General features: G+C 69.4%; 14 protein-coding genes. 2 read left to right on the top strand and 12 right to left on the bottom strand.

Translation table 11 applies throughout. The annotated features are described in order from the left end of the window. The 9 genes from ACWDS7_RS06030 to ACWDS7_RS05990 all read right to left on the bottom strand — a co-directional run. The coding region (locus tag ACWDS7_RS06030) for an NADH-quinone oxidoreductase subunit G (protein ID WP_451928328.1) at window positions 1–2,000 on the bottom strand (2,000 nt) is incomplete at its 3' end. Window positions 2,001–2,067: 67 nt separating this feature from the next. Beyond that, window positions 2,068–3,354: an NADH-quinone oxidoreductase subunit NuoF gene (gene nuoF / locus ACWDS7_RS06025; protein ID WP_451928327.1), complete on the bottom strand. Its 1,287-nt coding sequence runs from the start codon at window positions 3,352–3,354 to the stop codon at window positions 2,068–2,070. Beyond that, a complete protein-coding gene (gene nuoE, locus ACWDS7_RS06020; RefSeq protein ID WP_306860424.1) occupies window positions 3,351–4,010 on the bottom strand; it encodes an NADH-quinone oxidoreductase subunit NuoE in 660 nt (219 codons plus the stop codon). Before nuoE ends, nuoF begins: the two co-directional genes overlap by 4 nt. Beyond that, window positions 4,007–5,332: an NADH-quinone oxidoreductase subunit D gene (locus ACWDS7_RS06015; RefSeq protein ID WP_370879664.1), complete on the bottom strand. Its 1,326-nt coding sequence runs from the start codon at window positions 5,330–5,332 to the stop codon at window positions 4,007–4,009. Before ACWDS7_RS06015 ends, nuoE begins: the two co-directional genes overlap by 4 nt. Next, window positions 5,329–6,006: an NADH-quinone oxidoreductase subunit C gene (locus ACWDS7_RS06010; protein ID WP_306860426.1), complete on the bottom strand. Its 678-nt coding sequence runs from the start codon at window positions 6,004–6,006 to the stop codon at window positions 5,329–5,331. Before ACWDS7_RS06010 ends, ACWDS7_RS06015 begins: the two co-directional genes overlap by 4 nt. Before the next feature lie 55 nt (window positions 6,007–6,061). Further along, window positions 6,062–6,613: a NuoB/complex I 20 kDa subunit family protein gene (locus ACWDS7_RS06005; RefSeq protein ID WP_184755084.1), complete on the bottom strand. Its 552-nt coding sequence runs from the start codon at window positions 6,611–6,613 to the stop codon at window positions 6,062–6,064. Between the two features lie 2 nt (window positions 6,614–6,615). Continuing rightward, window positions 6,616–6,975, bottom strand: a complete 360-nt coding sequence (locus ACWDS7_RS06000; protein ID WP_012887354.1) for an NADH-quinone oxidoreductase subunit A — start codon at window positions 6,973–6,975, stop codon at window positions 6,616–6,618. A gap of 121 nt (window positions 6,976–7,096) precedes the next feature. Further along, window positions 7,097–8,374 (bottom strand): geranylgeranyl reductase family protein, encoded by a 1,278-nt coding sequence (locus ACWDS7_RS05995; RefSeq protein ID WP_451928326.1) that lies wholly within the window; start codon window positions 8,372–8,374, stop codon window positions 7,097–7,099. Between the two features lie 149 nt (window positions 8,375–8,523). Then, window positions 8,524–9,249, bottom strand: a complete 726-nt coding sequence (locus tag ACWDS7_RS05990; protein ID WP_306860435.1) for a demethylmenaquinone methyltransferase — start codon at window positions 9,247–9,249, stop codon at window positions 8,524–8,526. Between the two features lie 78 nt (window positions 9,250–9,327). On the opposite strand from ACWDS7_RS05990, the gene ACWDS7_RS05985 reads away from it, so the two are divergent. After that, window positions 9,328–10,578 carry a hypothetical protein gene (locus ACWDS7_RS05985; protein ID WP_451928325.1) on the top strand — a complete coding sequence of 417 codons (1,251 nt, stop codon included), beginning with the start codon at window positions 9,328–9,330 and terminating at the stop codon, window positions 10,576–10,578. On the opposite strand, the gene ACWDS7_RS05980 is transcribed toward ACWDS7_RS05985, so the two are convergent. Further along, window positions 10,579–10,776 (bottom strand): DUF4229 domain-containing protein, encoded by a 198-nt coding sequence (locus tag ACWDS7_RS05980; protein ID WP_306860439.1) that lies wholly within the window; start codon window positions 10,774–10,776, stop codon window positions 10,579–10,581. 262 nt (window positions 10,777–11,038) lie between these two features. Between ACWDS7_RS05980 and ACWDS7_RS05975 the strand changes: the two genes are divergently transcribed. Next, entirely contained in the window at window positions 11,039–11,278 is a 240-nt protein-coding gene (locus ACWDS7_RS05975; RefSeq protein WP_012887349.1) for a BldC family transcriptional regulator, read from the top strand. A 180-nt stretch (window positions 11,279–11,458) separates the two neighbouring features. Here the strand turns inward: ACWDS7_RS05975 and ACWDS7_RS05970 are convergent, their stop codons facing one another. Then, on the bottom strand, window positions 11,459–11,698 hold the full coding sequence (locus ACWDS7_RS05970) for a hypothetical protein (RefSeq protein ID WP_306860444.1): 240 nt from the start codon (window positions 11,696–11,698) through the stop codon (window positions 11,459–11,461). 10 nt (window positions 11,699–11,708) lie between these two features. Next, on the bottom strand, window positions 11,709–12,545 hold the full coding sequence (locus ACWDS7_RS05965; protein WP_306875319.1) for a hypothetical protein: 837 nt from the start codon (window positions 12,543–12,545) through the stop codon (window positions 11,709–11,711). Window positions 12,546–12,570: the final 25 nt, after the last annotated feature.

The following is a 12,570-nucleotide window of genomic DNA, read 5'->3' as shown; positions in this document are numbered from 1 at the left end:
CCGAGGTGCACGTCCATGTGGTCGGCGATCGCGGAGACGGCCCGCAGGTCGCTCATGATCCCGGGGACCGGGAGCGCCTCCTCGAAGGTGCGGCCGCGCCCCTCCCAGTTGACGAACGTGCCGGACTTCTCGCTCACCGTGGCGACCGGCAGCACCACGTCGGCGCGGTCGGTGACCGCGCTGGCGCGCTGCTCCAGGCTCACGATGAACGGCGTGTTCTCCAGGGCCGCCAGGGCGGCCTCGGGGTCGGCCAGGTCGTAGGGGTCGACACCGGCGACGACGAGGGCGTCGAGCTCCCCGTTCAGCGCCGCCGCCAGGATGGCGGAGGTGTCGCGGCCCGGGGTCTCGGGGAGGGAGGCGACGTTCCACGCCCTGGCCACTTCGGCGCGGGCGGTCTCGTCGTCGGCCGGGCGGCCGATGGGCAGCAGGTTCGGCAGCGCTCCGGCCTCGATCGCACCGCGCTCACCGGCGCGGCGCGGGACCCAGCCCAGGCGGGCGCCGGTGGACTCGGCCAGCCGTACCAGCGCCGACAGGGCGCCCGGTGTGGTGGCCAGGCGCTCACCGGCGAGGATGACCGCGCCCGGCTGCCTGACCGCCTCGGCGACCGGCGAGGTCCCGGAGATCAGGTCCTCGACGGCGGCGGCCTCGGCGCCGGGCAGCGCGCGGACCAGCGTGCCGCCCATCTTGGCCAGGCCCTCACCGGCGAACGGCGCGATCGAGAAGACCTTCAGGCCCTTCTTCCGCCACGCCTTGCGCAGGCGCAGGAAGACGATCGGCGACTCGTCCTCGGGCTCGAAGCCCACCAGGAGCACGGCCGGGGCCTTCTCCAGGTCTCGGTAGCGGATCTCGATGCCCTTGCCCGCGACGGCGTGCGCGAGGAACTGCGCCTCCTCCGCGGAGTGGGGCCGGGAGCGGAAGTCGACGTCGTTGCTGCCGAGCGCGATCCGGGCGAACTTGGCGTAGCCGTAGGCCTCCTCGACGGTGACGCGACCGCCGACGAGCACGCCCGCGCTGCCGCGGGCCGCCGACAGGCCCCGGGCCGCGGCGGCGAGCGCCTCGGGCCAGGAGGCCGGCACGAGGCGGCCCTCCTCGTCACGGACGAGGGGGGTCTTCAGCCGGTCGGGCTGGGTCGCGTAGGTGAAGGCCCAGCGGCCCTTGTCGCAGTTCCACTCCTCGTTGACCTCCGGGTCGTCCCCGGCCAGCCGGCGGGTGACCTTGCCCCGGCGGTGGTCGGTCCGGAGCGAGCAGCCGCTGGCGCAGTGCTCGCACGCGCTGGGCGTGGAGACCAGGTCGAACGGGCGGGCCTGGAACCGGTAGGCGGCGCCGGTCAGCGCGCCCACGGGGCAGATCTGGATGGTGTTGCCCGAGAAGTAGGACTCGAACGGCTCGCCGTCGGCGGCGCCGACCTGCTCCTTGGCCCCGCGCTCGAAGAAGTCGATGAGCGGGTCACCGGCGATCTCGTCGGAGAAGCGGATGCAGCGGGCGCACTGGACGCAGCGCTCGCGGTCGAGCAGCACCTCGGTGGAGAGCGCGACCGGCTTGTCGAAGGTGCGCTTCTTCTCCTCGAAACGGCTCTCGCCCTGGCCGTTGGACATGGCCTGGTTCTGCAGCGGGCACTCGCCGCCCTTGTCGCAGACCGGGCAGTCGAGCGGGTGGTTCAGGAGCAGCAGCTCCATGACGCCGCGCTGGGCCTTCTCCGCGACCGGGGAGGTGAGCTGGGTCTGGATGACCATGCCCGGGGCGACCTCGATGGCGCAGGAGGGCTGCGGCTTGGGGAAGCCGCGGCCGTTGCCCGCGTCCGGGATGTCCACCAGGCACTGACGGCAGTTGGCCGCCGGCTCCAGGAGCGGGTGGTCGCAGAAGCGGGGGATCTGGATGCCGAGCAGCTCCGCCGCCCGGATGATCATCGTGCCCTTGGGGACGCTCACCTGGAAACCGTCGATCGTGACGGTCACCAGGTCTACCGGCGCCTGGGCCGGGGTCGTCGCTTCGACGGTCATGGCGCCTCCTCCGTCGGCCCCATGACCGAAACGGTGCTGTGCTTGCTGGTTGCCGCGATCCGCCCGCTCACTTGGCACCCCAGACCGTGGACGGAGCGTGATCGAACGGGCAGCCGCCGATCTCGAAGTGCTTGAGGTATTCGTCGCGGAAGTACTTCACCGACGAGTGGATGGGGCTGGTCGCACCGTCGCCCAGGGCGCAGAAGGAGCGGCCCAGGATGTTGTCGGCGATGTCGGTGATCGTGGTCAGGTCCTCTTCGGTGCCCTGACCCTTCTCCAGCCGCTTGAGCACCTGCTTGAGCCAGTAGGTGCCCTCCCGGCAGGGAGTGCACTTGCCGCAGGACTCGTGCGCGTAGAACTCGGTCCAGCGCAGCACGGCGCGGACCACGCAGGTGGTCTCGTCGAAGATCTGCAGGGCCCGGGTGCCGAGCATGGACCCCTTGGCGCCGACCGACTCGAAGTCGAGCGGGACGTCCAGGTGCTCGTCGGTGAAGATCGGGGTGCTCGACCCGCCGGGGGTCCAGAACTTGATCCGGTGCCCCTCGCGGATACCGCCCGCCATGTCGAGCAGCTCGCGCAGCGTGATGCCGAGCGGGGCCTCGTACTGGCCGGGACGGGTGACGTGGCCGCTCAGCGAGAAGATTCCGAAGCCCTTGGACTTCTCGGTGCCCATCCCCGCGAACCATTCGGCCCCGTTGGAGATGATCGAGGGAACACTGGCCACCGACTCCACGTTGTTCACGACAGTAGGCGAGGCGTAGAGGCCCGCCACGGCCGGGAAGGGGGGCTTGAGCCGAGGTTGGCCGCGATAGCCCTCCAGCGAGTCGAGCAGCGCCGTCTCCTCGCCACAGATGTAGGCGCCGGCTCCGCTGTGGACCACGAGCTCCAGGTCGAAGCCGGAGCCGAAGAGGTCCTTGCCGAGCAGGCCCTTGTCGTAGGCCTCGGCCACGGCCGCCTGCAGGCGGCGGATGACGTGCAGCACCTCGCCGCGCACGTAGATGAAGGCGTGGTTGGCGCGGATCGCGTAGGAGGTGATGATGACGCCCTCGACCAGCGAGTGCGGGTTGGCCATCATCAGCGGGATGTCCTTGCAGGTGCCCGGCTCGGACTCGTCGGCGTTGACCACCAGATAGTGCGGCTTGCCGTCGCCCTGGGGGATGAAGCCCCACTTCATGCCGGTGGGGAAGCCCGCACCGCCGCGGCCGCGCAGACCGGAGTCCTTGACGGCCTGGATGACGGCGTCGGGGTCCATGCTCAGCGCCTTCCTGGCCGCCGAGTAGTCGCCGTAGCCCTCCAGGGTGAAGGAGTTGGGCTGGTCCCAGTTCGCGGTGAGGACCGGGGTGAGAGTCGTCATGGTGCCTCGGGGGCCTTCCATCCGTTGGCCTTGGCGATCTTGAGTCCCTCAAGGGAGGGGCCGCTCGCCGAGGGGCCGTCGCCGGCCAGGCCGTCGGGCAGGCCCGACAGCACGCGCGAGGCCTCCTTGAAGGTGCACAGCTTCTTGGGGCCGCGGGTCGGCGAGACCTCCTTGCCGTCCTTCAGGTCGTCGACGAGCTGCTTGGCCGAGTCAGGGGTCTGGTTGTCGAAGAACTCCCAGTTGACCATCATCACCGGGGCGAAGTCGCAGGCGGCGTTGCACTCCAGCCGCTCCAGCGAGACCTTGCCGTCCGGGGTCGCCTCGTCGTGGCCGACGCCGACGTGCTCGGACAGCTCGTCCCAGATCTGGTCGCCGCCCATGACCGCGCACAGCGTGTTGATGCACACGCCGACGTGATAGTCGCCCATCGGCTTGCGCTTGTACATCGTGTAGAAGGTGGACACGCCCACGACCTCGGCCTTGCTCAGGCCGAGCATCTCCGCGCAGAACTCCTGACCGGCGTCGGAGACGTAGCCGTCCTCCGACTGCACCAGGTGCAGCAGGGGCAGCAGGGCCGACCTGGTCTTGGGGTAACGGCCGATGATCTCCTTGGCGTCCCGTTCCAGACGCTCGCGGACTTCCGGCGTATACGTCACCGGTCCACACCTCCCATGACGGGGTCGATCGAGGCCACTGCCGAGATGACGTCGGCGACCATGCCGCCCTCGCACGTGGCCGGCATGGCCTGCAGGTTCGTGAAGGACGGGTCGCGGAAGTGCACACGGTAGGGCCGGGTGCCGCCGTCGCTGACCACGTGGGCGCCGAGCTCGCCGCGGGGCGACTCCACCGAGGCGTACGCCTGCCCCGCCGGGACCCGGAAGCCCTCGGTCACCAGCTTGAAGTGGTGGATCAGCGCCTCCATCGAGCCGCTCATGATGTGCGCGATGTGGTCGGGCGAGTTGCCGAGACCGTCGGGGCCGAGCGCGAGCTGCGCGGGCCAGCCGATCTTCTTGTCGTCGACCATCACGCGACCGCCCTTGAGCGGGCCGGACAGCCGGTCCAGAGCCTGCTCGATGATCTTGAGCGACTCCTCCATCTCGGCCACCCGGACCAGGTAACGGCCGTAGACGTCGGCGGTCTTCTCGGTCGGGACGTCGAACTCGTAGGTCTCGTAGCCGCAGTAGGGCTGCGACTTGCGCAGGTCCCACGGCAGGCCCGCGGCCCGCAGCATCGGGCCGGTGACGCCCAGCGCCATGCAGCCGGTGAGGTCGAGGTAGGCGACGTCCTTGGTGCGGGCCAGGTAGACCGGGTTCGCGTCGAGCATCTTGCGCATGTCCTTGATGCGCCCCGGCATGACCTTCAGCAGCTCGCCGACCTTGTCCACGGCGCCGGCCGGGAGGTCGACGGAGACGCCGCCGGGCCGGACGTAGGCCATGTTCATCCGCAGGCCGGTGATGTATTCCATCACGTCGAGCACCATCTCGCGCTCGCGGGAGCCGAAGAGGAACGGCGTGGTCGCGCCCAGCTCCATGCCGAAGGTGCCGATGGCGACCATGTGCGAGGAGATGCGGGTGAGCTCCATCATCATCACGCGGATGGCCTGGGCCCGCTCGGGGATCCGGTCGGTGATGCCGAGCAGCTTCTCGACGCCCAGGCAGTAGGCGGTCTCGTTGAAGATCGGCGCGAGGTAGTCCATCCGGGTGACGAACGTGGTCCCCTGGGTCCACGTCCGGAACTCGATGTTCTTCTCGATGCCGGTGTGCAGGTAACCGATGACCGTGCGGGCCTCGGTGACCGTCTCGCCGTCCAGGTTCAGGACCAGGCGGAGCACGCCGTGCGTGGACGGGTGCTGCGGGCCCATGTTGATGACGAGCTGCTCGTCCTGCTGGCCGGTGAGGGTCTCGACCAGCTCCGTCCAGTCGTTGCCGGAGACGGTGTAGACCTTGCCCTCGGTGGCCTCCTCGTAGGGGGCGCTCACTTGTAGGACCTCCTCTGGTCCGGCGCGGGAACCTGGGCGCCGCGGTATTCGACCGGGATGCCGCCCAGCGGGTAGTCCTTGCGCTGGGGATGACCGTCCCAGTCGTCGGGCATCATGATGCGGGTCAGCGCCGGGTGGCCGTCGAAGACGATCCCGAAGAAGTCCCAGGTCTCCCGCTCGTGCCAGTCGTGGGTCGGGTAGACCGAGACCGTGGAGGGGATGTGCGGGTCGGCGTCGGGGCAGGACACCTCGAGGCGCAGGCGGCGGTTGTGCGTGATCGAGCACAGGTGGATCACCGCGCGCAGCTCCTCCCCCTCCATGTGGGGGTAGTGCACGCCGGAGACGCCGAGCGAGAGCTCGAAGCGGAGGGCGGGGTCGTCGCGCAGGAGCCTGGCGACCTCCAGCAGGCGCTCGCGCTTGACGTGGAAGGTCAGCTCGTCGCGGTCGACGACCACGCGCTCGATCGCGTCGCCGAGGTCGCCGCCCAGCGCGCGCTCCAGCTCGTCGGCGACGGTGTCGAAGTAGCCGCCGTAGGGGCGGGGAGTGGACAGCTGGGGCTTGCGCCGTACGACCAGGCCGCCGTAGCCGGAGGTGTCACCGGAGCCCGAGGCGCCGAACATGCCCAGATGGGCGATCGGCTCCTCCGGGATCTCGGGGAGATTGTCCGTGCTCATCGGTCGCTCACCAACTCCTCATTCACCGCGCGCACCGCGCCGGGTCCGCTCCGGCTCATTTGGCGGTCCCCTGGTCGATCAGCGGCAGCGTCCGCAGCGCCTGCAGTTCGAGCTCGTCGATCTGCTTGGCGCGGTGCGCGCCGAACTTCATGTTCTGGATCTTGTCGTGCAGCTTCACGATCGCGTCGATGAGCATCTCGGGCCGCGGCGGGCAGCCCGGCAGGTAGATGTCGACGGGGACGACGTGGTCCACGCCCTGCACGATGGCGTAGTTGTTGAACATGCCGCCGCTGGAGGCGCACACGCCCATGGCGATGACCCACTTGGGCTCGGCCATCTGGTCGTAGATCTGGCGGAGCACCGGGGCCATCTTCTGCGACAGCCGGCCCGCCACGATCATCAGGTCGGCCTGCCGCGGAGACGCCGAAGCGCGCTCCATGCCGAAGCGCGCCAGGTCGTGCTTGGGACCGCCGGTGGACATCAGCTCGATGGCGCAGCAGGCGAGACCGAAGGTCGCCGGCCACACGGAGTTCTTGCGCGCCCAGCCAGCCACCTGCTCGACCGTGCTGAGCATGAACCCGCTCGGAAGTTTCTCTTCAAGACCCATATCTAGTCCCAGTCCAGACCCTTGCGGCGCCACACATACGCGTAGGCCACGAGCACGGTGACGATGAACAGCACCATCTCGACCAACCCGAACATCCCGAGCTGGTCGAACGCGACCGCCCACGGGTAGAGGAAGATGATCTCGATGTCGAACACGATGAAGAGCATCGCGGTGATCATGTACTTCAGCGGGAAGCGACCACCTCCGACCGGCTGGGGCGTCGGCTCGATGCCGCATTCGTAGGCGTCGAGTTTCGCGCGGTTCCAGCGCCTGGGACCGGTGAAGGGCGCGATCGTCACCGAGAAGACCGCGAATCCCGCCGCGAGAACGGCGAGCACCAGGATGGGTGCATACAGCTCCATCGCTACGCCTCCTCTCCCATCTCCACGCGCGCCGGCGCGCAGCTCATCACGTTGTTTTGTTTTGCAAGTTTATGCAGGGGGATCATCGCTCTGGTTCCACGTGGGGAGGCGGCTGGTGTGGTCATGCCGACGGCGCGGCCTTCGACAGAGCGTTGATGATGCGGTCTGACGCGTCGCCTCGCCGGTCGGTGAGATTAGCAAGGAGCTTGAGCGCGAACCGCATCAGGTGGGGGTGGGGCAGCGCGTGACGGGTGAAGAAGTCCATCACGCCGCGGCGCCCGATGAGCTCCACGAAGCCCCTGCCCAGGGTGAAGTAGCCGCCGTAGGCGTCCTTCAGCGTCTGGGGATAGGCGCGCAGCACGCGCTCCCTCTGGGCGGGGGTCGTCCGGGCCAGCGCCTGGACGATGGTCTCGGCCGCGATCTGGCCGGTCTCCATCGCGTAGGCGATGCCCTCCCCGTTGAACGGGTTGATCATCCCGCCCGCGTCGCCGACCAGCACCAGGCCCCGCGTGTAGTGCGGCTGGCGGTTGAAGGCCATCGGCAGCGCCGCCCCCCTGATGGGGGTGGTCATGTTCTCCTCGGTGTAGCCCCACTCCGGGGGCATGTTCTTGACCCAGCGCCTGAGCAGGTCGCGGTAGTCCATGCCCTTGAAGGACTCGGAGGTGTTGAGCAGGCCGAGGCCCACGTTGGAGGTGCCGTCGCCGACGCCGAAGATCCAGCCGTAGCCGGGCAGCAGGGTGTCGCCGTCCCACAGCTCCAGCCAGGTCTCCAGGTAGTCGTCGTCGTGGCGCGGACTCTCGAAGTAGGTCCGTACGGCGACGCCCATCGGGCGGTCCTCGCGCTTGTGCAGCCCCATCGCCAGGGAGATCCGGGTGGAGTTGCCGTCGGCGGCCACCACCAGGCGCGACCTGTAGGAGACCTCCTCGCCGTCCTTCTTGGCGACCACGCCCACGATGTGGCCGCTGCGGTCGTCGAGGATCGGGGCGGTGACGTTGACCCCCTGCAGCAGGCGGACGCCGCTGCGCACCGCGTTGGCGGCGAGGATCTCGTCGAAGTCCTGCCGGGTGCGGACCAGCCCGAAGTCGGGGTAGCTGGACAGCTCCGGCCAGTCGAGCTCGAAGCGCAGCCCGCCGCCGACCACGCGCAGGCCCTTGTTCCTGACCCAGCCGGGAGCGTCGATGTCGATCCCCATGGCGATGAGCTGCTTGACCGCTCGGGGCGTCAGCCCGTCGCCGCAGACCTTCTCGCGGGGGAATGTGGTCTTCTCGAGCAACAGGACGTCGAGTCCGGCCTGTGCGAGATGGAATGCGGTTGTCGAACCGGCGGGCCCGGCGCCGACGACGATTACGTCGGCGTCAGCCTCAGCGACATTCCGCTGTGTGGCGGCTGGCACGGTCACGGGACCTGTCCTGTCCTACAAGCTTTGACGGCCTCGGGGTGAGGGGCCTTTCGTTCCTTTGTGAAGGTCTTCACAAACTTGTCGGCCCGAAGTCTAACCCCTTTACGAGGCGGAGTGTCAGTCGGGTGCGGCTATCGCCGGCGAATCTTCTAAGCGGGCTTATACGCACGATGAAGCGCCACGATGCCCATGGTGAGGTTACGCCAGGCGACCCGCTCCCAGCCCGCAGCCTGGATGATCTTCGCCAGTGCCGCCTGGTCCGGCCACTCCCTGATCGACTCCGCCAGATACTCGTATGAATCGTCGTTGGAGCCGACCAACTTGGCGGCCTGCGGCATCAGCTTCATGAGGTATTGGCAGTAGACGAGGTCGAAAGACTTGTTCGTCGGGTGGGAGAACTCAAGGATCACCAGCCGGGCCCCCGGCTTGGCCACCCGGAGCATCTCGCGCAGCGCCTGGCCGGTGTCGTGGACGTTGCGCAGCGCGGTCGAGATCGTCACCGCGTCGAAGGTGTCGTCGGCGAAGGGCAGCCGCAGCGCGTCACCGGCGACGAAGGTGACGCCGCGCACCCCGCCGCCGGAGAGGCCGGAGCCGCCCCGCCGCCGCACGCCGGTGCGCAGCATGCCGAGCGAGAAGTCCGAGGCGATCGCGCGGGCGCCCAGCGCGGTGAACGCGTCGGTGGAGGTGCCGGTGCCCGCGCCCAGGTCGAGGACGAGCTCGCCGGGGCCCGCGTCGACGGCCGCCGCGGCCGCCTTGCGCCACAGCCGCACCTGCCCGAGGGAGATCACGTCATTGACCAGGTCGTAGCGCCGGGCCGTGCGATCGAACATCGCGGCGACCTCATGCGGTTGTTTGTCCAGCGAAGCGCGCGTCATAGGGACAAGCCTAGGCCCGACCGGACAATCCACGGAAAGTAGCTACTCGATTACCGAGAGTCTGCTAGAAATTGCCGAATGTTTGCCAGAACCGCTTCCGTGCTGGCCGCGGCCCTGATGCTGCTCCCCGCAGGGGTCGCCGCAGCCGGCACCACCAAGCACAGCAAGGTCGTATCGGCCGATCCGGTGGACACCACCCCGCACGTGCTCGACGGCATCGTCAACGCCATCGCCCTGGTGGGGGGCACGGTCGTGGTCGGCGGCTGGTTCAGCCAGGTCCGCGACGCCGGTGACGCGACGGTCCTGGAACGCGACAACATCTTCGCCTACGACCTGGCCACCGGGCGGATCCTGCCCGATTTCGCGCCCTACCTCGACCGGCCGGTCAACGCCCTCGCCGCGGGCACCGGCGGCACCGTCTACGCCGGCGGCGAGTTCACGGTGACCGGCGAGGCGAGGACCCGGGGCCTGGCCCTCCTGCGGCTGTCCGACGGCTCGCCGGTGCCCGGCTTCGGCGCCCAGGTCTACGGAGGCACGGTCACCAGCCTGGCCCGGAGCGGCTCCCACCTCTACGTGGGGGGCGACTTCACCGGCGTGGGCCGCGTCTTCCGCACGGCCGTCGCCCGGCTGGAGGCCGCCACCGGCGCCGTGGACCCAGGCTTCGCCGTCCGGCCCGGCGCGCCCCTGGGCGGCCGGACCAGGGTGCAGGCGATGTCCCTCAGCCGGGACCGCCTGGCCGTCGACGGCAACTTCACCACCCTCGACGGGCTGTCGCGGCCCCAGCTCGGCCTGATCGACGTCGGCGCGCTGCCCGCGAAGGTCGCCGACTGGCGGACCGACGCCTACGCCGCCAAGTGCCTGGAGGTCTTCCCCAGTTACGTGCGGGGCCTGGACTTCGCCCCCGACGGCAGCTACTTCGCGGTCGTCACGACCGGCGGCCCGGCCGGGCGGGGCAAGCCGTGCGACACCGCCGCGCGGTTCGAGACCTACGCGCGGGGCGAGGTGCGGCCGACCTGGGTCAACCACACCGGCGGCGACTCGCTCTACTCGGTGGCGGTCACCGGGGCGGCCGTCTACGTGGGCGGCCACCAGCGCTGGCTGGACAATCCGCTCGGCCGCGACTCGGCCGGCCCGGGGGCGGTGGAACGGCCGGGCGTCGGGGCGATCCACCCGCGGACCGGCAAGGCCCTGGAGTGGAATCCGACAAGGGAGCGCGGAATCGGCGTCAAGGCATTCCTCGCCCACCGGGGTGGGCTACTCGTTGGTAGCGACACAACGCGGCTTGGTCGCGAGTACCATGCCCGAGTCGGCATGTTCCCGCTGCCGTGATCACTCCCGATTCTTGGCGATTCGCTCGCTCACCGCGTCGCGCTGCTTTGACAGCAGAACGTAACTGGCCACACCACTGACCAGGAATGCGGCGACCAGGAGGATCAATGGCTGGCGCAGGCCGAGGAGATAGAGCACACCGAGGGTCACGGCCAGCAGCCCCAGCCGGGACGCGGTGTAAACGAAGACAGGATGCACAGCGTCGAGGTTACGTCACTCTGCCCGCATGAGCGCTGACGTGAAGACGGCGCGGACGCCCTTCGCACCGAGCACGAGCGCTGCTAGTGTGCCCATCAGATCAGTTTCGTAAAGAAACAACCACGAGAGTCCCAAAGAGGCTCTATCATATAACAATCGGGCAGTCAGTCGATAACAACCCGTGATCTTTGTTGAAAAGCACGGATAAATCAGGCTTCGCTCGGCACACTGGTTACCTGTCCGCCCGCTGGCAGGAAGCGGGATGCGAGGGGGAGAGATTGTGGAGAGTAGCAGCGAGCGTCTGCTGACGCCTGGAGAGGTTGCCGCCCTCTTCCGGGTCGACCCAAAGACGGTTACACGCTGGGCCGCGGCAGGCCGCATCAGCAGCATCCGTACCCCCGGAGGGCACCGGCGTTTCCGCGAGTCGGAAGTGCACGCCCTTCTGCGCGGAGAGGACGTACTGACGGCCGAACGGCCGGCAGGCGAGTCCCCGCGCGTCTGACGACTTATGACGTCACACCATCGGTGATCCTGCGCGCCTTACCCGGAAGCCGCAGGGTCACCGTGGAGTCGTAACCGTCCGGACCGTCACACCGTACAGACCATCGCGCCGTACAGACCGTCACGTCCGGCGTCGCGGCCGGTGACCTCCCCCGTGACCGACCCGCAGCGCCCTCAGGCGCTAACTTTCCTGCTCGGCCTTGAAGGCCAGGAACTCCCGCTCCAGCTCGTCGTTCTCCTCAAGCCAGCGCAGCCGCCGCCGCGCCGACTCCTCCTCGGTGAGCGCCTCGGGCAGCCAGCGGTCGTAGTCCGGATCCCCCGGTGAGAGCTCCACGTACGCGTTGCCGATCAGACGCCCGTCATCGCTGGACAGGCTCTGCGGCACCCGCAGCGTGCCGTCAGCGAGCCGGATGACGTACATCCCAGATCACCTAGATTCCGTAACGCCGGTTGAAGAACAACATGACATTGAGCGCCATCCGCGTGTCCCCGCCGAGCATGTCCACCAGCGCGGGGCGCTGCCGGGAGGCGATGGCGGCGAAGGCGTCGGCGAAGAACTCCTTGCGCCCCAGGTCCCCCGGCTGCAGGTGGAAGCCGGAGGCCAGCGCCGGGACGCACTGGGCGTAGAGGGCGGCGAACTCCGGGGAGTCGGAGACCCACTCCCCGTGGGGCGCGTCCACGTCGTCCAGGGCGTGCCCGACCTCGTGCATCATCACGTCGGGGGTGGGCGAGGGGCGGTCGCCCACCACGATCTTGCGATCGCCGTACGCCCCCGCGCAGATGTCCCAGGTGGCCCGGCCCGAGGGCAGCGGCGCACCCCGCAGGTAGCCCATGTCGTCCAGGTCGGGGACCCCGCCCTCGCCGACGTAGATGCCCGTGAGGCCGTCGGCCAGCTTGGCCTTCAGCCCGTCCGGCAGCCGGGCGAGGCTCTCCACCGCCCGCACGGTCTCCGGGGACGGCGGCCCCTGCCAGGAGTCCCACTGGCGGTGCAGGATGCGTTCGAGGCTGCCGCAGTGCCGCAGGCCGTCGCCCAGGTCGGGGACGTCCGGGGCGTTGGGCTGGGCCCTGGGGCGCTCGTCCTCCAGCTCGAAATCCCGCCAGGTGTATTGCGGGCGGTCCACCACCGGCGCCGTCACGGTGCCCACCCGACGCTCGGGCCCCGGCGGGACCTCACGCGGCGTCTCCTTGAGAGCACCGTCGGTGCGCTGGGACGGGCCCCGCTGCCACCAGCGCCGTCGGTGACGCCCCTTGTCCGCCGAATTCGCCATCACGCCCCCAGGGGAAGTGGCATCG

This window comes from Streptosporangium sp. NPDC003464, from assembly GCF_053588315.1.
Note: the sequence above shows the minus strand (reverse complement) of the source record. Positions and strands in the feature narration are given on the sequence as shown.